Source organism: Marinoscillum sp., from assembly GCF_040222955.1.
Lineage (GTDB): Bacteria > Bacteroidota > Bacteroidia > Cytophagales > Cyclobacteriaceae > Marinoscillum.
Map to the genome: position 1 here is coordinate 166329 of NZ_JAVKCA010000009.1, position 23395 is coordinate 189723.

Annotated in this window: 14 protein-coding genes; 1 reads left to right on the forward strand and 13 read right to left on the reverse strand. The window is 45.9% G+C overall.

Annotated features, from left to right (window positions below; genetic code table 11):
* Window positions 1-165 precede the first annotated feature (165 nt).
* Window positions 166-4278 (reverse strand): two-component regulator propeller domain-containing protein, encoded by a 4113-nt coding sequence (locus tag RIH33_RS08385; protein WP_406650423.1) that lies wholly within the window; start codon window positions 4276-4278, stop codon window positions 166-168.
* Between the two features lie 318 nt (window positions 4279-4596).
* Between RIH33_RS08385 and RIH33_RS08390 the strand changes: the two genes are divergently transcribed.
* Window positions 4597-5853 carry a CHASE2 domain-containing protein gene (locus RIH33_RS08390; protein WP_406650425.1) on the forward strand — a complete coding sequence of 419 codons (1257 nt, stop codon included), beginning with the start codon at window positions 4597-4599 and terminating at the stop codon, window positions 5851-5853.
* 155 nt (window positions 5854-6008) lie between these two features.
* Here the strand turns inward: RIH33_RS08390 and RIH33_RS08395 are convergent, their stop codons facing one another.
* From RIH33_RS08395 to RIH33_RS08450, 12 genes are all read right to left on the reverse strand, one after another.
* Entirely contained in the window at window positions 6009-7895 is a 1887-nt protein-coding gene (locus RIH33_RS08395) for a chondroitinase-B domain-containing protein (RefSeq protein WP_406650426.1), read from the reverse strand.
* Window positions 7896-7960: 65 nt separating this feature from the next.
* Window positions 7961-8830 carry a hypothetical protein gene (locus RIH33_RS08400; RefSeq protein WP_406650428.1) on the reverse strand — a complete coding sequence of 290 codons (870 nt, stop codon included), beginning with the start codon at window positions 8828-8830 and terminating at the stop codon, window positions 7961-7963.
* A 61-nt stretch (window positions 8831-8891) separates the two neighbouring features.
* Window positions 8892-11552 carry a polysaccharide lyase family 7 protein gene (locus RIH33_RS08405; RefSeq protein WP_406650429.1) on the reverse strand — a complete coding sequence of 887 codons (2661 nt, stop codon included), beginning with the start codon at window positions 11550-11552 and terminating at the stop codon, window positions 8892-8894.
* 93 nt (window positions 11553-11645) lie between these two features.
* Window positions 11646-13919 carry a chondroitinase-B domain-containing protein gene (locus RIH33_RS08410; RefSeq protein ID WP_406650431.1) on the reverse strand — a complete coding sequence of 758 codons (2274 nt, stop codon included), beginning with the start codon at window positions 13917-13919 and terminating at the stop codon, window positions 11646-11648.
* Between the two features lie 102 nt (window positions 13920-14021).
* Window positions 14022-14885, reverse strand: a complete 864-nt coding sequence (locus tag RIH33_RS08415; protein ID WP_406650432.1) for a sugar phosphate isomerase/epimerase family protein — start codon at window positions 14883-14885, stop codon at window positions 14022-14024.
* Between the two features lie 117 nt (window positions 14886-15002).
* Window positions 15003-15758 (reverse strand): sulfite exporter TauE/SafE family protein, encoded by a 756-nt coding sequence (locus RIH33_RS08420; protein ID WP_406650434.1) that lies wholly within the window; start codon window positions 15756-15758, stop codon window positions 15003-15005.
* Between the two features lie 40 nt (window positions 15759-15798).
* A complete protein-coding gene (locus RIH33_RS08425; protein ID WP_406650435.1) occupies window positions 15799-16566 on the reverse strand; it encodes an SDR family NAD(P)-dependent oxidoreductase in 768 nt (255 codons plus the stop codon).
* A gap of 28 nt (window positions 16567-16594) precedes the next feature.
* The gene (locus RIH33_RS08430; protein WP_406650437.1) at window positions 16595-17854 is read right to left on the reverse strand and encodes an MFS transporter; all 1260 of its coding nucleotides are present in this window, start codon (window positions 17852-17854) and stop codon (window positions 16595-16597) included.
* 24 nt (window positions 17855-17878) lie between these two features.
* On the reverse strand, window positions 17879-18250 hold the full coding sequence (locus RIH33_RS08435) for a cupin domain-containing protein (protein WP_159582031.1): 372 nt from the start codon (window positions 18248-18250) through the stop codon (window positions 17879-17881).
* Window positions 18251-18257: 7 nt separating this feature from the next.
* The gene (locus RIH33_RS08440; protein ID WP_406650439.1) at window positions 18258-20483 is read right to left on the reverse strand and encodes a heparinase II/III family protein; all 2226 of its coding nucleotides are present in this window, start codon (window positions 20481-20483) and stop codon (window positions 18258-18260) included.
* A gap of 137 nt (window positions 20484-20620) precedes the next feature.
* A complete protein-coding gene (locus RIH33_RS08445) occupies window positions 20621-21358 on the reverse strand; it encodes a FadR/GntR family transcriptional regulator (RefSeq protein ID WP_406650440.1) in 738 nt (245 codons plus the stop codon).
* A gap of 396 nt (window positions 21359-21754) precedes the next feature.
* Window positions 21755-23371: a RagB/SusD family nutrient uptake outer membrane protein gene (locus RIH33_RS08450; protein WP_406650442.1), complete on the reverse strand. Its 1617-nt coding sequence runs from the start codon at window positions 23369-23371 to the stop codon at window positions 21755-21757.
* Window positions 23372-23395: the final 24 nt, after the last annotated feature.

Below are 23395 nucleotides of genomic sequence, written 5' to 3' on the forward strand. Positions count from 1 at the left end.
AATCTGGCGCTAATGAATGACGTGTTTAAGTCACTCAACACCGACAACAATGATAGATCACCCCAAGGAGGAGCGATATGAACTATGATTCAAAATCGATAAATTATGTGTCTTTTATGCGCTCAAACTACGGAAAACGCATTTTCATACACTTCCAAATATAAATTATACAATTTCCTCAGCTAGGTATTGATTGGGGGCCTTGCCAAAGTGCTCCCTGAAAGACTTGGTGAAATAGGCTGAAGAATTAAACCCGGACATGTAAGCGACTTCCTTAATGGAGTGTTGCTGCTTCCTTAGGAGATCCAAAGCATACTTCAACCTGATCACCCGGATAAAGTGACTTGGGTTTTGACCGGTCAGGGAGCTGACCTTCCGGTAAAACTGAGACCTGCTTGATCCCATTTCCTTGAGCAATTCGGCAAGCCTGAAATCCTGATCGCTTACATGGTCCAGGATCACCTTGGTGGCTTTGTCCAAAAAGGCTTCATCCAGTGTATTGGTAGTGATCTCACTCGAAGGGAGCATTCCTCCTATGGAGGTAAACTTCTCCCTCAGTCTGACTTTGGCCTCCAACAAATTGTTGATCCGAGCCTTCAGCACACTGATATTAAATGGCTTTGGTAAGTATTCGTCGGCTCCCGTCTGGTACCCTTCAATGCGATCTTCCTCGAGGCTTCGGGCAGTGAGCAGGATAATGGGAATGTGACATGTCTCTATGTTGAGTTTGACCTGGCGACACATTTCAAAACCGTCCATTTCAGGCATCATCACATCGCTGATCACAATATCCGGATAGTACTTATTGATTTTCTCAAGGCCTTCCTTCCCATTGGCGGCCTCCCGCACTTTGAAACGGGACCTGAGCTCCTTGCGCAAATGCACCCTCAACTCCTTGTTATCTTCTACGATCAACACAGTCGGGCTCTTGAGATTCGCGTCATCATCCGGGGACTCATCGGCAGTGGCCTTGTTATCAGAGATGGCCACCTCATAGGCAGTGGACAGAACAGCCGCAGGATCCTGCGCATATCCCTCTCCCATGGCTCTGTGTTCTACTCCTTTATACAGACTTTTGTCCAATGGTAAATCCACGATGAAGGAAGTCCCTTTCTGATACTCGCTTTCCACAGAAATCTCCCCTTTGTGGATTTCTACCAATCCTTTGGTGAAGTTCAGCCCTATACCGGTGCCTGTTTTGGTACTGTCTACATGGAAAAACCGGCTAAACACCTCTTTCAACTGCTCCTTCTTAAAGCCAATACCCGTATCAGCCACCACTATTCTCACATAGTCCTTTTTGCCCTTGTTCAATGGGGCCACAGACATGGTGATGGCGCCTTCAGCATCTGTAAACTTGATGGCATTGGATAGCAGGTTGGTAATGATTTTCTCCACCTTATCCGGATCAAAATACCCTGTTAAGGAATCAGATGTGCTCTCATACCTGAAATCCAGAGATTTACTCCTGGCCAAATCCTCGAATAACAAAAAGGTGTCCTTACAGAATTTCACCAGGTCACCCTCTACCAGCTCCAGGGGTGTCTTCCCGAGATCCATTTTCCTGAAGTCCAGCAGCTGGGTCACCAAACTAAGGAGTTTCCTGGCACTGCGCTGTATGACCAGTGCGGAATCTCTCACCACTGCTTCATCGTTGCTTGAAGATAAAATCTTATCGACGGGATTCAGAATAAGTGTTAGTGGCGTTCTAAACTCATGTGATACATTGATGAAAAACCTCAGCTTCATTTGATCGAGCTCATGCTGGCGCTCCTCACGAAGCCTTTGGCTGTACACCCTGAAAACAAGATAGATGATTCCACCTATCAGTATATTGTAGATCAGGTATGCCCACCAGGTTCTCCAAGGCGGCAGCAATACCTCCAGGTCAACGCTGGTCAGTTCGGCATTTTCCCAGTCGTCATCCAGGGCCGTTTTCACTTCGAACCGATAGTCTCCCGAAATCAGGTTGGAATAGCTGGCAGTACGATTGTCCTTCACATATACCCAGTCCTCATTTACGCCGATCATTCTGTGGGCATAGCTGACCCGGTCCGGATTCGGAAGATGTAATGCTACATAGTCGAAAGACACAAACCCCTCGTCATAGTTGAGTACCACCTTGCTCCTGCTGGTGATTGGGGCATCCAATAAGACCCGCTCATTGTAAACCTCCCCTACCCGCACCGTGTGATTCAGCACACTCATGCTGGTGATCATAGGTGCCCCCACTTGCTCCGACAAATGGACTTCCTCAGGGCGAAAGACATTCAGTCCGTTGATGCCTCCGGCCAGGAGTCGCCCGTCTGCCGTTCGAAAAATGGACTTGCTCTGAAATTCCATGCCCTGGATTCCATCGTGAATGTTGAAGTTTTTAAAATCTTCACCCTGCAAGTCCAGTCTACCCAACCCGCTTTTGGTGGTAAACCAAAGATTTTCGTCATCGTCCAACACCACTCCAACGATCAGGTTACTAGGCAGTCCTTCACTGGTGGTAAATCGCTTGATTAACTCAAAATCAGCATTGAGTTGATAGAGTCCCAGGTCTGTACCCACCCAATAGGTTTGGTCGTTTGCTTCTGTGATATGGTTGATTCTAAAGCCTCGAAGCTGTGATTTTTCTGTGTTCAAAAGGGGCAAAGTAACCAGCTCGGCCAAGTCTGAAACCTTGTTGAGGTCCATCACCTGCAACCCCGCACCTGTGCCCAGCAGCAAACGATTTTGTGAATCAATCAACAAGGAGAACACCAAATCACTTAATAGCTGCTGCCCGATGGTCTGGCTATTGTATCTATAAAACCTATCCTCCCGGGGATCATATGCATTCAGTCCGGCAGACAAGGTTCCACACCAGAGGATTCCGTTCTTGGCCTGGGTAGCATACCAGACACTATTCTGGCCGATAGAATACTCATTACTGGGGTCATAGGTAAACCGCTCAGCCCGGCGGGTATTAGGGTCAAAAAGGTTCAGTCCCCCATCCCATGTACAGATCCAAAGCTGCCCAGACAGGCTCTCCTCCATGTAGACGATCTTATCCGAACTGATGGTGTTTTTACCGGATTCCTGATGCCTGAAAGAGCTGACCACCTTCAACTGATCATCCAGAAGGTTCAAACCTCCTCCATCTGTACCTACCCAGATTCTTCCTTTAGTATCTTCTGTGACGGCCTGCGCTATTCTGGAGCTCAGCCCGTCATTTTTACCCTGCCGATAAAACACGTGCGCAAAGGCTGACTTATTCATGGATAATTTGCATACCCCTTCGTTATAAGTAGCAATCCAAAACATCCCCTCGCCATCTTCCATCACCTTGGAGGGTTGGTTATTGGGCAGTGATGACGGATCCTGCGGATCGTGCCTGATTTGTTGAATCAGCTCTTTCTCTTTATTCAGCAGGAAAATCCCATCGCCATCGGTAGATATCCATATCATCCCCTGATTATCCTGATAAATATCGAAAACAGGAACAGCCATTCCTTCGGTGTAATTCTTTAAGCGGTATTCACGCTTTTCAAAGTTGAATACATACATACGGGAAAGGTCATTCCCGAAAAGAAGCTCCCCCTTTGTATCCATCAAGAAACTCTTGGGTAATTGGTTGATTTCAAAATCAGCTTTGCCAGCACTTGGAATATGCTGAATAGACGCTGTAATGGTGTTAATAATGTTCAGAGCTGAACCCTCCGTACCAACAACCACCCCGGAATCGATTGGAACGATACCAACTACTTCTTCCTGGTCCAGTGGATATTTAGAATCAGGAGCGCTATTATAAGTTTGATAGATGGGCTGATCCTGCTCGGAGGAAAGATCCATTTCTACAAGGCCGGTGGTGGTGCCCACCCATAAGGTTTGTTGATCATACAGCAGGCAATTGACTGCTACCAGTGAGGCCTTCTCGTCAGAGTTGGACAACGCTATCCGGTGGAACTTCTCGGTCTTCTGATCAAACTTATTGAGCCCGGTAGAGGTCCCAACCCAGAGGTTTTGGGCATCATCCTCCACGATGGCCGTGATCCGGTTACCCCCCAAAGAATTTGTATTTCCATATTCCGGTCTGTAAATCGTGAACTCATATCCATCGAACTTATTGAGCCCATCGATGGTCCCAAACCACATGAACCCCCTGGAGTCCTGAAAAATCTCTGTACAGGTACTGCTGGATAACCCCTCCAGGGTGGAATACGATTCGAATTTCAAATTCTGATACTGAGCTACAGCATTTGTAGATGCTAAACAGAACATCAAACCCAAAACTCCCAGGCACTTACTCATCTTCTCTTCTATCTAATCTGAAATCCGTTCAATGATAATGCTATTTGAGAAAACTGTAAATGTATTATGAATAAAATGCCAGATTCTCTTACATACACTGCAACTCCAGGGCTGTTTGTCGTATCTGATCAGGCACACAACATAAACTGGTAGTGTGATGGAGTAAAATTTGGACATACTGGCTCGTGCATTTGTACCCTGAGGAGCTCTGACCTCAGGGTGTTACGGTTTTCAAAAAGGCATCATTTCAATAGGCCCGAATAACAGGAATCTCTATTTTTAATTTTTCTAAACTACTCGAAGCTTTAAATTCATCCTATGAAGCGGTTCATTCTGGACACCCTCCTTTGCTCTCTTTTCATTTTTGGAATAATGGGGGCCTTTGCATCAGTCACTTTTTTCAAAGTTTTTGACCTCTTCGATCCCATCGGGGATATGTTTTCTGACTTTGAGCTGACCGATATAGTTTTTTCACAACTCAGCGAAGATCCCATAGCTGACGACCGCATTGTGATGGTCAATATTGGTATGCTCAATAGAGAGGGTATAGCACGGCAAATTGAAATCATCAATCAATATGAGCCGGCAGTAATCGGACTGGATGTGCTGCTGGATGCTCACAAGGAATGGTCCGAAGATAGTGCGCTGACCCGAGTGCTGTCAGAAACGGCAAATATTGTGATTGGGGAAAAACTTGTGGGTTTGGATGAGGAAACGAATGAATTTGCCATGACCCTGAAACCAGAAGAACACATTGCCCAGGCCGCTCATTTGGGTTTTGTGAACCTGATCACCAATGCCAAGGTGCAGGAGGATTTGAAAATGTGCCGGGAGTTTACCCCTTCTGAAATTGTAATGGGGGAAACAAAGTATGCATTCCCGGTGCGACTGGCCTATGCCTATGACTCTCTGAAAACAGAAAAATTTCTTGCCCGGAACAATGATGTAGAAGTGATCAATTATAAGGGAAATATCATCAATTTCTCATCGGCCAATTACGGTATGAAATACTTTGCCCTGGATGTTCAGGATGTCCTGGATGAAAGCTTCAGTCCTGATCTTTTCAAAGATAAAATTGTCATCATGTGCTTTATGGGTCAGTTCCTGGGCGACACACAGACTACTGATGATTACTACTTCACCCCTATGAATGAAAACTATGTGGGCAAAGCAAAGAATGACATGTTTGGAGGGGTCATTCATGCCAATATCATTTCTGAAATCCTGGATGAAGACTATATCAATGAAATGTCCCGAAGGACAGAGATCATTTTGGCGATCATGTTCTGCCTCTTCAATGTATTCCTTTTTAAAATTGTATATGGTGCTCTCCCCAGGTGGTATGACGGGATCACCAAAATCTTTCAGCTCATAGAAGTATTGGCCCTGGCCACCCTTATGATCTACCTCCTCTTGCTTTTCAATTATAAAGCTGATTTTACCCTGGTCATGATCGTCATTGCACTATCGGGAGACTCGCTGGAGGTTTATCACGGTGTGGTTAAAAACCTGTTTTCAAGACAACGAAGAAAAGAGGTATTTAGAATCAATCGGCGGTTTTGGGAAAATCAATAAAGGACCTATGCGAATCAGATTCAACGCATCCGAGAATTATTTGGTGCCTGATCCTCATCTGAGAGTTCTTTTACAGTTTCGTCACTGCTACATCTGATATTAAGCCAGGTTAAGAAAAGCGGCTGATTGAGTGATATTAAGCTTGCCTTAATAGGCTAATTCTTTACTAACCTGAGGACCGCAGCCTCGGCTACCGCCTCACCATTCCCGGCATTCTGGAGAGTCAGGAAATATACACCTGTGGGAAGGATTGAAACATCCACTTCCAGATGATCCTGAACAACCCTCATTTTTCGGGATAACCTGATTTTACCTTCAACATCATAAATGAAGATAGACAGCTGCGAAGGACTACCAGTAGGCAGGGCCAGCCGCACATGATCGCTGGCTGGGTTTGGGAAAATTTCAATAACACCCGTACTCCCGGTACCAAGTGGGGCTGGCGTAACAGGCAAAGCAAACTCAGCAATGACATTCATATCCTCAGTGATCGAAATCATCTTCGGGTTGTCAGTCCCGTCCAGATCACCACCCCATTTTGAGAATTGATAGCCATCCGCCGGAGTAGCCGTGAGGGTTATGATTTCGCCTAAATGGTAAGTCTCCTTTTCGGGGGACCACATGACACTACCTTCCCCTACAATGGAAGATGCTAATGAAAATATGGCTTCTTCATTGGAATACCCAGGCCCGGTATTGGATGTGGTAGCATAGGGCTGCACATCCACAGCGTGGGGAAATTCTGAAGCTCCCACATCTTTTTGGTCAATTTCATCAGGTCTGGTCTGCTGCATAATGTCCAGTCTCAAGTCATCAAACTCTAACCCATCGATCACAGGAATGGGCGGGAATCCGGAAACTGCCGCATCAATGGCAGGACTCTCTGAGCTTAACTGTAAAAATCCCTCTCCATTTTCAATCAGCTTTGGGTCCAGATCACTCATACCCGATGGCCGATCGATTCCCAGCGTTCCTGAAGAGATATTGCCCAACCATACTTCGTCCCCTGACGGGTCATCAAATATCACATCCCTTGGGTTCGCGAAAATATTGTTGGCAAACACTACATGCTGAGGTGGGTAACTTCCTGATCCTCCCAACTTTACTTCCTCAGAATCCACAATGGTATTGAAATAGATATGAATGGAGTCTAAGGGATCGGAGGACTCGTTTTGCAAATAAATGGCGCGGCTGCTCAATCCGGAAAAGTAGTTGTTATAAATGAAGTGGTTTTGCCCTTCACGCACTCGGACACCGCCCATGTTGTTCAGAAAAAAATTGCCATAAACAATGGCCTCATCCCCGTGACGTAGCACCAGCTCCCCTTTTGAGTTATTCTCGAAAGTATTGTACCGAAAGACATTTTGCGCAGCCTTATTTGAAATCAATTCCCCATCACCATCACAATTTTCAAAATAGCAATACTCTACAATGGTCCGGCTGTCCAGGTGTGCCTGTGTGCTCACACCAATGCGAATAGGCTCCACGCCCATGTCACCACCACTACCCCGAAAGTTTCTAAATGAGCAATACTGAATTTTATGATATCCCGGTTCATTATCCACCAGAATGGACAGGATGTTTTGATCTGCCAGAGTGATTCGATTCTCGAAATTGCAATAGCTAATGGTTGTCCTCCGTGAATCTTCATCAACGATCAAATATTTAAAGCTCGTATAACCCAAAATGTTTATTCGAGTAATCAGTACATCACTCCCCCAATTTCGGATCACATCATCTGTACCAATATCTCCCCCTACAAATTGAAATCCAGACAGGACTACTTTGTCGGCATCTATTTCCACTTTTGAAGCTCCCGTGAAGATGACGGATCCATAGCTTTCTGCGGTAACGACAAGACCTGCAACTTTGATATCCATAAAAACATCCTCGTATCTGCCTGATTTCCAGACAATGGAATCTCCATCTACTGCATCATCAAGAGCAGATTTGAATTCTGACAGGGAAGAAACATCGTACCTGGTTTGGGCAAGTGTCACTTCTGCAACAAGTAAAATCACTAAAAGGGCTGCAATTCGCATATTAATCAATCTGTGAAAAAGTAACTCTTAATTATTCAGTACTCTCGTGAATCGTCCTCCCGGAACTATTCACCGTTATCGGTACTCATCGGTTTGTGTGTTTTCAGCCATTCCTGGCCCTCCTTAGTCAGGAAAAAGTCCATCCATAAGTAGTACATCTTCTTGTTCTCACCCACTGTGACCCAGTGGCTCGAACCAATAGGAATGTGCAACAGTGAGAACTCCTTGAACGCCGTGGAAGCTGCATCCGCGTGAACCACCACATCATTGTTGGATAGTCCTAAGAACAGCTGGTCAAGCATAGGATGCTTATGAGCACCCACCTCATCCGGCCCCATGGCTTCAACAGTCCCAAGCGAAACACGAGGAACGATATCAGCCGGTAGCACGGTTCTGCTGACGGTATTCGGACTCTTTATCTTTTCTGTATAAGGTTCGCAATCCTCAAACCGTGTAAAAAACAGGTTATATCTATTCTCCTCAGGGAAGTTCTTCAGATCCTCCAGATCCTGAGTGGACAATTTTTTGGTAAACTGCAGAAAATGAAGTTCCTCCCCCGCAGGTACCTTAAACTGTACTTGATCCGTGTCGTTCATCGGAATGGCAATGGACTCGGGCACCAGGTTGTACACCGTTGAATCAGCCTGCAGGGTTCCATTCCCACTTACAAACAGAAACATGCTCACATGCTCCCCGGAAAGTGAGATGGTTTGCTCGGTAGGCCCAGCATAAGCGAGGTGCTCAATCCTGGTCTCGGCAATTTCACCTGCCAGCAATTCTTCTTTGAAAACCTGCTCGCCTGCCGGTATTTGCATCTGCAAATCCTGAACAATAATTTCAGGCGAGTCCGGGCCTGAAGAACAAGACGACAGCATGATTGCCATGATCACATAAACTCCAATGCCTTCCTTTTTTAGAACCTTCAGTATATTCATGATTCGGTTATTTACTTTTCACATGCATCCAGGTTGGATGGATAACAAGTCCGTTAATTTTCTATTTCGAAGGTTGAATGATCAACCTTTGAGTTTTCGTTTCACTGCCAATTCTCAGTTTGACGATATACAAGCCATTGGGCAGATTGTCAGGTGTCCATTCTACTTTCTGGATTCCCGGGTTTTGGAGTTCATTCACCAAATCCACAATCTTCTGACCAGACACAGTATATATGGTCAATTCTACGAGCGCAGGTTTGGATACTTTATAGGCTATGGTAGCCCTGGAATGGATCGGATTGGGATAGACAATCATCTCACTGTCCGAAGCCTCGAGTGCATTGGGATACTCAACACCAAGCGTAACTTCTTCCTCACTAAAGTGAGCAGTGACTGACTTGTCGGCATCCATGATGATGGTCGTTTGTTCTGAGGTCCCGGTCACGTCCCCACTCCAACGGTCAAATAGATTCCCATCGTCCGGCTTAGCGGTCAGGTACACGAGTGTTCCCGCTTCGTAAACACCTCCGGTGGGATTGTAGCTCACAAACCCGTTTCCAACGGCCGAAGTGGTCAACGTGTAGGTTTGCGTGGCGCTAACAGTGATGTTCACTTCCGGCGAGGTAGTTGTAGCTCCTTCATTGTCAGTAGCTACTGCGGTAAAAGCATAACTACCAGTGACCGCAAACGGAATGGTAAATGAATAAGGAGTGGTCTGATCCTCACCAAGTTTCGTTGCCCCATTGTAAAACGCTACATTAGAGAGTGTACCATCGGGATCAGAGGCATCAACCACGATGGTGATGTCGTCCCCATTCACAAAACTTGCACCATTCTCAGGAGAGGTAATATGAACTACCGGATTCACATTTCCCCCTGATCCGTCAGCGACATACAACTCATCAAAGTAAGCAGTGGCCTCCCCGTCATCCTGCAGATATACTCCGGCTTTCCAGTAGCTGGGGAATGTCCAAAACGAAACATCCATATTGGCTTTTTCGGCTCCATCTACATCAATGATCATGTTTCCATCCACCAAGCGGACGTCACAGTCGAAATATCCGGCAGGCGCTTCACCCAGGTCCACATGCGTGGTATTTACACCTTCTATGTCAGTTTTTATGGCCGCCCACAGGTGATTGACTGGTGACTTGGTTTGATGCTTATAGATTCTGAGGAGTGGTTTGTTTGGGCCACTACCGGCATTGGCATCATCGTGAATCTGCAGTACCGTCACCTGGTCACAGGTCTGCTCCACAATATTAATCCTGGCATGCAATGAACGATTACCTTCTGAAAGTGTCCAGTTGGTCTCATACCTCAGTTCGGTGCGCTGGCTGGATCCTGACTGATTAAAAGCGACTTTATCTTCATCCACAACATAAAAGTTGTCATCCGTATAGCCATCCTTTAACTGAGATTGCGTGGCGATTGTGGAGCTCGTTGGTGCCTGTAACTTACATTCCCCAATGAAGGCCTTAAACCTTGGAATGTCATAAGGTGCATTGTATTCCGTAAGAGGGTTGACGGTAATACTCACTCCCAAAGCCGTGTATGAAACGCCTCCATCATCTGTAGCCGTGGCAGTGAGCACATAGCTCCCCGCAGGCACTGCACTCCAGGTATAATCATAAGGAGCTGAGGTGACTTCACCCAGTTTTGTGGTGCCGTGAAAAAATTCTACTTTGGCCATCGAACCATCGCTATCAGAGGCATCCGCCGAAATGGTGATGTTATCTCCGGCACTAAAAGTTGCGCCACTGGACGGAGCGGTAATGCTGGCTGTCGGTGCCTTGTTTCCGGCCGTGGAGTGAGAGTTGCTCAAAGCGAAAAATGAAGCCTGACAATAGTCGCCATCCTCTCCGGAGTTGTTTTGATTGTATACGCCAGCTTTGAAATACATCCAGTCATCAGCAAAGCCACTGTCGGTCATGTCTACCACTTTCTGCACATCAGGTTTTCCAGGCCGCATAATGGTCACGGTAAGGTCATTACCCTCCACTTTGATTTCGTAACTAAACTTTTCTCCAAGCGCAATACCATCTTCTGGATCAGCAGCATCGTCGCTTCTGCTGCCGATCATTTCATGCCATTGCTCTGCACTGGTGGTAGGCTCATGAGCGAAGTAGATGGACCCTTTGGTGTTTCCTGGCAATTTCCTGTAGTATATCCGGCACGGTTCATCGCTTGATGCATGGATTTGTCCAATGATTACACGACCCACTTTGCCGGCTTCCCCTGTGGTAGACACATGATCCACAGCAACTGTGGCTGTCAGTGTTCCGCCTACTCCACCGGCTGCCTCCTGATTGGCCTGACTGGAAGAAGCGAAGACCCAGTTGTTGGGGCCGATCCCCTGTGTGTTGAAGCTGGTATTGCCAGCCCGCAACATTTCGCGAAGTTCACTTCTGGGGTAAGAGCTCCCGCCGGTTTCTCCGTCATTCCGGCATCTAAAGACCATTGCCCCGGTGTTGGGGTCTGTATAAAACTGAGCCGGCCTTTCAAAACCATTGGATAGTTCAGCTTCCTGAACTTCCGACTGATCCTCCAAAGTGATCTTCCAATCAGTAAGATCAAAATTTCCACCAGGTGGTAAATTAGGATCCTGGGCCCAGCTTGCTGAAACCGATGCGAACTGTAGGAGAACAAACATGATCAGGCAGGAGAATACATTCCCTATTGATGATGAAAATTCCGATTTCCTGGTTGCTGTAGCTTTCATATTGTCAAAAATTTTACTAGTACTTAAATCGAATTCAAGTGCCTTTTTCAGCACTTATGGGTAATATCGAGAAGAGAAGTCTCCACACTTTTGCTAATACATTAATTTCAGAGGCAGATTTTCTTCAACAATCAGCGCTCCGGAGTTTGTAATCACATTGTCAGCATGAGAATTGTTTTTGGCACCCCACAGCCGAGCCACTTGCTCTACCGGGTTGTTCCGAAACTTATTACCAGAAATGTCCACATTGATGATCCCGTAGGTGTTGATCAAAATCCCATTCTCCTCACCAGCACCAGATTGGGTAAATGTGCTCCCTCTGACTATCAGGTTGCCACCTACTGTGGACTCGTCATATCCGCCCCGGTAATAATCGATGACATTCTTATTGACCCTTTCAAATTGACAATCCACGATGTACACGTTTTCAGCATTGTATTCGCCCCGGTCGTCATCTTCTGCAGAAAGCTCAATGCCGTTGCTACAATTTTTTATCACCGAAGATTCGAAACTGATGTATTCAGAAAACGAGTACTTGTAGGCTTTAAGGACATAACCAAAGTCAGATAACTCACAATCCTTTACCTTCAAATTGTAAAGGCCGGACATGTTTTCTTTCAAGGTGGCAAAAGCGTAATTCTCCCCATTCCCACTGAGAATGATCGCATTCAAAGACAGCTTCCCTTTCGGATTCATTTCGAAAGCCGGGGTACCGGCAGGGCCAGAATAGACAAGAGATACTTTAGCGTCAGCCTTTGCAGGCTGAATGGTCAGCTTTTTGTCAATGATCAGGGAGTAATTGAATTCAAAACGCTCCGATGCCAGCTCAATGATATCGCCATCCTGAGCTACTTCTATCACTTTGGCAAACTCCTCTGCGGTACTGACCGTATGCGTTTCCTTCGAGGAATCGTCAGCTGAGGAATTGTACCAATCCGGACCGTACTTTGACGCATCCATCATGTTAGGTCTTTCCGGACCGGCTCCATTGGTGGCCCCTATCGAACTGTTTTCCGCTCGGGAATTCCCCAGCAAGTCTTTGTTGATCTGATCAAACTCAAACCCACTAAAAGGCTGGATTTCGGACAGGTCGCTGGTCGGGACCCAAATATTTTCTTCCAATTCCCGCATGGAGAAGTCTTTTTCCTCAAGACCCTCTACGCCTCTGAAGGCTACGCCCTGGTTATTGATCACGTTGCTTTTAAAATCAATCCCGTCAATGGAATCGTAGCGTACAATAGGCATTTGGTCTCCGACCGAATTATAAATCAAATTGTTGGCAACGATGGTGCGGGTGGGCGTTTCTGATCGGATCTCTGAAGATGGGAGCACCTCTTTTTGATCCACATTTGATCCAACGCCAAATTGCCATGGCGAGGAGCAATTGACCCAGGTATTGTAAGCAACCACCACGTCAGTAACCTGAAAGTATCTGTTGACAGCCGGTTGTCGGATGCCGTTCATCATGGCCAGCGGGCCTCTGAAAATCTCCCCGTGAAGGTTGTAGAAGTAATTATTGGTCACCTGATGCCCGGTGCCTATCAGCCGAACTCCTCCCACCTGCGGAGAATTCTCATCACCGATAAAGTAGTTCCCATCGACAATGCAGTAATTACCGTGTCTGGTGACCAGCGATCCCTGGCTTTTGTAAAAGACGTTGCCTCTAAATTCATTGAAATTGGATTTACTGGAAATAACCTCCACCTCTCCATTGCATCGATCGAACAAATTATTAGCCACCAGGGTGTGGCTGGGTGTCATAGATGTGGCACTGTTTCCAATCTGAATGGTCTCAGCACTTGGCCCTCCTTTTGGTGGCCGGGGACCAAAATAGTTGTTATTGATTTTGTGGTAGTTTCTAATGCTTTCATTCCCTTCCAGATCCACTCTTATGGTTGGCCCTCTGTTCGATTTTCCTTCCAGATAGCAGTGATCGAGTTGGTTATGCCTTCCCTTAAACAGCACCCACAGATCCGTCATGTCCCGTTGCGCTTTGTTGAAATCTTTGATCACACAATTGGTCACCCGGCTGTTGTTGGCAAGAGTATTCTTATTGATGAAAAACTGAATAACAGCTCCGGAAGGAGAGGCCCCATTCGTAAAATAGAGCCCATCTACTACCAGGTATTCTCCACCCAGTTTCAGATCAGATTGCCCCCGGATGATTACTTTGCCGGGGGTTTCAGCCCGAAGGGTGATCGGTTGATCTTCAGTTCCCTTTGCCATAAGGCGAATTTCAACATCCTCCCACTGCCCATTGGCCATGACAATACTGGTTCCTGGTTGTGCTTTTGAGATTGCGTCCTGCAGCTCCTTAGCGTTGGAAACCAGGATTCCATTATCAGATGCCTTTGGTTGACAACTCATCAACATGCAAATTGCCGTAAGTAAAAAAAGTACGTTCTTCATCATCATAATTTTAGTTGGGTCAATCTTGATAGATAATTTAATCATTCACCTTCAGGTTCGTTATGCTTCATTCCACAGCTGTTGCACAGTCGTCAGGTCTTTTTTCATCGCATCAAAAACAATTTTTCGATCTACAGTGATTTCATAATGACCTTTTTCTGCTCCTCCCAGTGGGTATTCCAGGTGCAATGAGACTGGAGGATTCAGGCCATAAGTTTTCAATAACTTAAAATAACCTATAAAATCCACCATTCCTTCACCTATTGGCACGTTCACTGCTTTCCATTGGCCCTTAACCTTTGCCCATTGAAAATCTTTGAGCACAATCGTTTTGATATGCTCGCGGAGCAACCCTAGTCCATTTGTCCAGGACAGTCCGCCCTCCACTGTGGCGTGGCGGATGTCATATTGGGTTCCAAAATAAACCGGGTCCACGGTTTCCAGCAGTTGCTTTATTTCCCAAAAAGAAGATCCGATACTGGTACCGGCATGATTTTGATAGCAACCGATGATACCATATTGTCTACCCTCCTCACCCAACGCTTTGATTTTTTGTCGGTAGATTTCAATAGACTCCTGCATTGGCTTGTCTGCATGATATTCAAACCAATTGGTACGATAAAACCGAATGCCTTCTTTGGCTGCAGCCTTGATGATTTCCAAATCATAATCACTGTTCACATCGGTAATGGCTGTGGTAATCAGCTCACAGGTAGAACCAGACTCCTTAATGGCCTTAACAGCTACCGGCAGGTCAGATTTCACATTTTCGGGTAGCACATGACCGTTGGGACGAACCGTCAGATCAATGCCATCAAACCCAAGTTCTGCGGCAACCTGACCGGCTTCTTTAAAATCTAAAAACTGTAAATGCTTGGAAAATATATGCACTTTCAAAGGTTCGCCAGATCGATCCAGATTCATTCCACCAACGGTTGACGGTAAAAAAGGAGCCATGAGAACCACCGTTCCTGATTTTTGCAAAAACTTTCTTCTTGAAATGCTCATATCTTCACAATATCTGATGACCTTATCCGGGAGTCAATAGTAAAACCAGAGCTTTACGGACAGAATCACTATCGTCATGAGCAACAGTGCCTTAATCCATTTATCCCCCTTTTTGATGGAGAAAAGGCTTCCCAGCCATCCTCCCAAAGAAGTACCGACTGCCAGGGTCAATCCGTACCGCCACTCAATCAAGTCATTGTAAATGAAAACCATCACCACTGCCAGGGTATATACAAATGCTACAATGACCTTGATGCTGTTAATTCTTACCATTGTATAATGGTGTAGCCTGTCCAGCACGAAAATGATGATAAAACCTACTCCCGCATGGATAAAACCGCCATATATCCCAATCAGAAAGAAAATCAATATCCCAACCCACGGCCTTCTTTTTTCTTCTCCGGTATTGACACCAATCTGCTTCTGAGCCGAGCCAAATACAATCATCAACCCTACCGCCAACATGATGATTGACAAAATCCGGGTAAACAACTCACCCTTAATATCCACTGCCAAAAACCCGCCTAACACCGCCCCCGGGATCGCTGCCAGTCCCAGGTAAATACTGTAGGGATAATCAATGATCCCTGCTCTTCTGAACTTATTGATGGCAAATACATTTTGCCAAAGGATTGCTATCCTGTTGGTGCCATTGGCCATGGCGGGCGGCAGCCCCAGAAAGATCAATAAGGGTAGGGTCAACATAGAACCTCCACCTGCCACAACATTCAGGAATCCTGCGCCTATACCGGCAAGAACCAGGAGCAAATACTCAAATGAACTCATCATATCTGCTCCGGTTCCCTAACTACAACAATCCAATTTCCATTTATATCCCTAAGGCCTGACCACCACCCACTTGTATGGTCTCAGCAGTGATGAAAGATGCATCCTTACCTGCCAGAAAAGACACTACAGACGCTACTTCCTCAGGCTGACCCAAACGGCCTAACATGATATTATTCTTCCACGAAGCAAATACTTCAGGTTTCGTCGATTTGATTTCAGAGTGAAATGGCGTATCAATGGTACCTGGAGACACCGCATTTACCCTGATGCCGTATTCTGCCAAATCTTTTGCCAACGCTCGTGTAATGGCATGAACTCCGGCTTTGGATGTTCCATAAACTCCGGCTCCCGGTCCACCGGCATTCCACCCTGCATTTGAGGTATAATTAATGATTGAAGCATTTTCTCCCTTTTTCAAGTAAGGAATGGCTGCCCTTGAAGCAAAAAACACTGAATCCAGGTTTAAAGCCATCACAAATCTGTAAAACTCTGTGGTCATTTCTTCAAACCTTGACCTGCCTCCTAATCCACCTGCATTGTTTACCAGCACATCAATTCTGCCATATTTTTCTCCAATTGCCTTAATATTTGAAGTTACTTCTTCATCATTGGTCACATCAAAGCCATAATATTCTGCGGTGATCCCTTCACTGGCAAGCTCTTCTACTCGCTTAGCCCCAGCTTCGTCTTCAATGCCATTTAATACAACAGTGAATCCGTCTTTGCCCAATCTCTTGGCTACCTCGAAACCAATCCCGCCTGTGGCACCCGTTATGACAGCTACTTTATTTTCTAGTTTTTGTTCCATGTCTAATTATTCGTTTAATCTTTAATATCTAATCAATTGGTTTAATTTCTTTCGCGAAAAAGTACACTGAAGCTACTCCCAGTGGCACAAATACCGCGATCATGATGAATATGGGCGTATAGGATATTTCTGAAATGATCGGAACCAGGAAGTTCATAATGATGACCGAAAAGACACCAACCGTACCTCCCAATCCTGCCAGTGATCCCACGGATTTTCCGCTGAAAAGGTCACTTGGGATCGTCTGGATATTGCTAATGATAAACTGAAAGCCAAACAGTACGAAGGCTACAATCACCACAAAAATCAATGGACTATTCGCCAGGAGGATGGTGGCTACGAGCCCCAAAAACATGATCACTCCTCCGATGGTGATGGTGAGCTTTCTGGCCCGGTCTACCGATGCCCCATTGAGCATCAGGCGCCCGGCAAAATAACCACCAGACAAACTACCCAGCGCAGCGCCCACGTATGGCACCCATGCAAAAAACCCAATCTCCTTTACATTGAAGCCATAAGTCTCTGCCAGGTATATGGGCATCCACCCAACAAACAACCACCAGATGGGCTCCACAAAAAACCTGGATATCAGCACAGCCCATGATTCACGGTGGCTGAGTATTTGCTTCATTGACAACCCTTTTCCCAGAGGGTTATTGTCAGCCTCTGATTGCCCTGATAAGATGTATTTCTTCTCTTCTTCGGTAATCCATGGATGTTTATTCGGTGTAGCCTTATTGATGAGTACCCAGGGCAATACCCACAACAAACCAATAGCTCCAACCACCATAAAGGTGACTTGCCACCCAAAAGCCACCCACAGCAGGGCAATCAACGGTGGGGCTACGACAGATCCAAGTGCTGCTCCGGCATTGAATATGCCCTGAGCCATGGCTCTTTCCTTGACGGGAAACCATTCGGCATTACTTTTTACGGCCCCAGGCCAGTTTCCAGCTTCTCCTAATCCCAATAGCACCCTGAAGGCTGAAAATGAAAACAATCCCCTGGCCAGTGCGTGCAGCATAGTGGCCACACCCCACACCGAAATGGAGACTACGAACCCAAGCCGTGTACCGATCTTGTCAAACATCCGGCCCGATACCGACTGCCCTACGGCATAGGCTATCATGAATATGTTCAGAATAAGCGCATAGTCGTTTTTCGACATGCCCAGATCCTCTGAAATACTTGGCCACATAATGCTGAGCGCCGACCGATCAATGTAATTGATTACGGTAGCCAGACATATCAGTCCAATGATCCACCACCTAAGTCCTTTAACCTTCATCTTATCCTTTGTTATATGTCTATTTTATTTATCGCCGAAGTACGAAACCCCCGACCCGTCAAGAAAATCTTCTCTCACCGGACTGAAAGTATCGATCAACATTCCCGCTTCCAGACAGACCGCACTATGAAGAAGGTTAGGCTCGATGTACACCCCATCGCCCCCACTGACTATCTGTTTCACGCCATCGATTACAAACTCGAACTTGCCAGAAACACAGTAGGTCGTCTGGGTATGAAAGTGTTGATGGGGCGAGCCTTCGGCTCCCTTTTCAAACTTCACCTGTACCATCATAATCTGATTGTCCCAGCCCAGCATTTTTCGAGACACGCCCCCGCCAAGCTCTTCCCATTCCATCTCTTTGGTTAAAATGTATTTTTCGCTTTTTCTTCCCATTTCTCAATTATTTTATTTTCTTAAATTCATAAATTCCCTGCCACATCAACTTTCCTTTAGATGTTTTCACAGCATGCTGACTTGATCCGCTATCATCTTTCAGTGAAAAAGCCAGCTGGTATTCCTCACCACTATTCAATAGAAATCGAACCACGATATATTCCGCTGATTGATGCAGCACTTTTAAGTCCGCAATGGAAGTGAACAGGTTCAAAGGACGCTCAGTTGAGTAATCGTAACTCCCATGTATTTCATATAAGCTGGCAAATACGGTATTGCCCCCTGTCCTGCGGTGAATAATTCCCGGATCGCGTCGGAGGTTAAAATTGGGATCATTGGCGCCTATCCTTGTCAAAATCATTTCGTCGCCGGATTCAATCACAGAAGTGACTGTATAGAATCTCTTCTTATTGAACCAGGTCATTCGATACAAGTCTCCTGTGAGATCTGCCTGCGCTTCAGCCCATAGGTGCTGGTATCCGGACTCTTTGCCCATAGGGGTCAGGTCATTATTGGTCTGAAGTTTCTGATTGGAGGACATGAATTCTCCCACGTAATAGAGGGGCAAATCATACCTGGTTTCCGCCGGTGCCTGTACCGATAACAGATCTATGACCAATGGGTGCTCTAATTCCTCCAGATCAACCATAGCCATGGTGCGTTGCATCACAACGTCATCATATGCCTGGGTTTCTTTGGCGCTTACAATGCGAACGCTTTCACCAGCGACAAAATAATAAGGAGTGCCAGACGTCTTATCGGCTTCCTTAACGTTCCCATCGAAATGGGAATCCTTATTTACCACCAGGGCATTGTGAGCTACAGTCTCCTTGGCCCAGCTGTGATTTTCCTTGAGGTATCCACCCCCATCCTTGTGTTCAATGTTCACCCAGCGAGCTGAGCCATAGTCCTGAATGACTTCACCGGTCTCATCGTAAAGCATGAACCCCAGCCGATCGAAATGTCCGTGTCCCATTCCATGCTTCGCGTACTTCATGACCAGTGTAAGGTCACCTCCTCTTAAGATACCAATGGCACCCTCATCCCCATTGGCACCATCGCTGAGCTCTATACTTGGTTTGATAAATGGCCTGGTAAGCCCTTCACCAATGGCTTTAGCCACATCAAATCCGGCATCATTGAGTGGCACTCTTCCCTGAGCGGCTATGACCGACAGTAACCTGGGGTCCTGTGAGCCATAGTGATAAGCCATACTCACAGCATTCACAAGTTCACGCGAAGCGAGCGACATACCTTTCTGTGAATCATTGATGGGGAAAAATTCACCTGCAGTGTTAGTTTGATGAAGAAGGGCGTAGACCCCTCTGATCAATACTGAATCCTTATAGGCCAGAATCTTCAGATCCGGGCGTTTATTAGACAAAGCCTCCGCAAAGATCAAAAATGGGTACATGGCGTATCGCTGGTAATAGGGGCCCTCAGTATAATATCCGTCAGGAGAGAACGCATGGTCTATTTGTGCCAGAAAACCCATTTCCTGATCTTGCGAAATAATGCTTCCGCCATCATTGTCTACAGCGCCGGATTTTACCGATACAGCCCTTGCTCCATACAATGCCCGATCGACCAATTCCTGATCATCAATGACCAATCCGATCATCCCCACGGCAGCATTGCCCCATGTACTGTGATTGTGAATCCGGTTGAAAAACTGAGGGGTTTCTATAGAAAGAAAATCCGCCATCGGTCTGAAAAGGCCGTCATTGAGGGCCTGACGATCTTCCTCAGCAAGCCACTCATAGATACAGTCGTAGGCCTGACTCACATAGACCAGCCAGTTTGCATCGTTGAGGCATTGCCAGAAGAGTTTTCCTCTGGCGTAGGAGCGCTCAGCTGGATGTCGGTCCAAATCAGGATATAGATCCAGATAGGCATACAACATGTCCTTGATATAAGTAGCATATCGCTCATCCCCGGTAATCTGAAACAATACACCCGCCTTTTGCAAGGTGAAAAAATTAGTCTTGTGCTGCTCATGTGTATATCCACCAGCTAAGTCTTTGGGTACAGGTACATCTATTCCCTTCTCTATCTGTTCGTCCACTTCCTGTTGTACCGCAGCCAATGTCTGATCAAACAGGGGCACCTGACCAAGCCCCAGGCGAATCTCTTTGATTCCGTCTTTCGTCAAAATCAGGGATGGGCTGGTTTGCCCATCCGATTTTGACTGTATGAAGAAGAAAACAATTGCTATGTAAATTTTAAATCTCACTATTTCTTAACTTCTTTATTTTGATTGAATGTACCTTCCTGTTGGTCCCTGTGATTCAATGCTTCAATGACTCCCGAAGGGATAACTCCATCAGGAAAATCTTAATCATACACACTGGAATTGATCTAACATCTCCATCAACTCTTCTGGGTCTTCCCATTAATCATCCCATTTTGCTTGAGCGAAAAACTCAAAATATCCTGCAAGTGGTGTTCCATGGTCTCAGAGGCCAGTTCCGGGTTCTGCGCCTCAATGTGTTCGAATATTTGGTAGTGTTCTTCCAAAGCACTCACAGGCCTGTCTCCAACACAAATATTGTTCTCTTTGAAATGCGTCAGTATGTCCGGGGATATAATCAGCATCAGCGATTTAAGGGCCGTATTATTACTTGCCTCGGCAATCTTCAAATGAAACATTAAGTCATGCTCAACAGTATCCGCTCCTTTTGAGACCGCCTTTTCATAATCACTCAACGCCTTTGACATGTGCATAAGGTCATTATCCGAACGGCGCATGGCTGCAAACTTGGCTGAATTAACCTCAAGCAAAACCCTGGTCTCAACCAAAGCACGGAAATCATTCGCTTCTAGCTTTAACACATCCGAAATAAGGCCCTCCAGGGCCGTGATCCCCATTCCGCCAACTACTGTTCCGCTTTGTGGCAAGGTCTTAAGAATCCCGTAAAACTCAAGCTTCTTTATCGCATCTCTCAAGTGGGTACGACCTACTCCAAGCTTCTCACAGAGCTTGCGCTCAGGAGGGAGTCTGTCCCCGGGTTTCAGCTGACCAGATGTAATCAATTCCTTGATTTGATTGATGATCTTATCAACTGGTGTTTCAATTTTAATACGACTAAAGTTGCTAAGTATTTCCATAATTAGTAATCGGTTGCACCCAACAATTGGTCGACCAATTTAAAGAGTCACAATTGCAGGTCAAAATTATTGAACAAAATATTTCCCATAGTCAGATCAGTCCACAGCTCTCAACACACACTATTCTATAGAGAGGTCTCAAACTCCTTTTTTTACTCTCTAATTATCAGATTGTTAAGTCAAATAACTAAAAAACGTGATCGATATTCCTTCACAATATTTGGTTAACCAAACATTGGCTGACTAGTGACTATATTCGGCAAACTTACCAAAAGTCCTGCGATTCCGCATCACAGCTACTCAATCTTGAACCCTACCCGTGGGTTTCCATATGAGTTTTCTTAAAAGAGACCACCACGTTCGGATGGCCTCTTTTAGTAGTCAATGATCTGCAGGTTACAATCCTTCGTAGCCTACGTTTTGCTTAAGCCCCTCCAGTAAATCCACATCCACATAGTACTTAGGCCATAGGTAATCCACACTGGCATCAAAGTCTCTGTTCTCCAGCGCAGGTGCTGAACCGCTGAACACATTACCCATTTTCCTACGCACAATGTCATACCATCTCACGCCCTCAAAAGCCAGCTCTAATCTGCGCTCCTCCATCACATCCTGAATGGTCACGGCACCAGTAATATCAGCCGGAACAGGACTTGGGGGATACTTGCTATGACCGGCGCCTGCTGCATTTCTTGCACGGGCCCGTACTCTATTGATATATTCTACAGCAGCTCCGTTATTACCCAGTTCTACCGCTGCTTCTGCGGCTATCAGGAGTACTTCCGCATAGCGCAAAATGATTTGCTTGGAATTAGAATCTCTTAGACTTGCTCCCTGAGATGTGCTTGTCCTTAAGCCAGCTTCTCCCACAGCTCTGAAGTATTTTGCAATGTGTGGTCTTGCGACATTCTGACTAATTCCATCCCATTCAGTAAATCGATAATCTTCCTCACCCAGATAGGTAATGGCGGTATCCAAGCTCACAGCTTTACGATAATCCCTTCCATCCCAGGTATTGTACACACTTAACTCCGGTACAGCCACACTCCATCCGAAAGCATCTGAACTAAGTGCTGAATACCTTTCATCACCACGCGGACCTGTAACAGATGTTATCTGATCGGTACCTGCATTAGATCCACCCAGTTCTCCCGGAGTGATGTTATGATTATCATTGGCAATGAAAGTGATATTGAACAAGATCTCAGAAGAACTGAAATCAGGTGCGAAAATATCGTAGTAATTGGCATCTAGTGCCACCCCGTAGGTACCTTCATTGTCAATCACATGTTTGGCATTGTCAAAAGCATTTTGCCAATCATCAGGTTGTGCTACTTCAGAAGTAGCTCTGGTCATATAAACCGACGCCTGCATGCCATAAGCTGCAGCCTTACCAGGATGAGATCTGTCCACTGGAATATCTGCCAGCCATTCTTTGGCAAATTCCAGGTCGTCTATTATCCCTTCATAGATATCTGCCACAGAAGACTGCTGCACGGCATAGGGATCATCTATTGGCTGACCATCCATGTAAATAACCTCACCAAACAGGCGTACATATACAAAATGCACATACGCACGCAGGAAGTATGCCTGTGCCACCACTGCATTGATTTCTTCTTCTGATCCCTCTACATTATCCTTCGCATTAATCACCTCATTGGCAGCTGCAAGGGCTCTGTAACCCACAGTCCAAAATGCGTTGACCAAACCATTGTCCTGCTCCATTTGCATGAGATCACAGGCATGTCGCCTGGTAGGCGTACTTGGATCTCCAATACCCACCATGTCTGAACGCAGGAGCAGTGCAAGCGTCAGCTTACGGCCGTGAAAATCCTCACGAGCAAGTTGGCCATAGGCGCCATTAACTCCGGCTTTTAACTCCTTTACCGATACAAAGAGACCCTCAGGACTTAATGTCCCTACTGGTCGCTCTTCCAAATCTTCACATGACATGGTGGAAAACACCATGATCAGCGCGAATAATATTGAGTTTAAATATGTTCTTTTCATTATCTTTTTTATTTAGAAACTGAC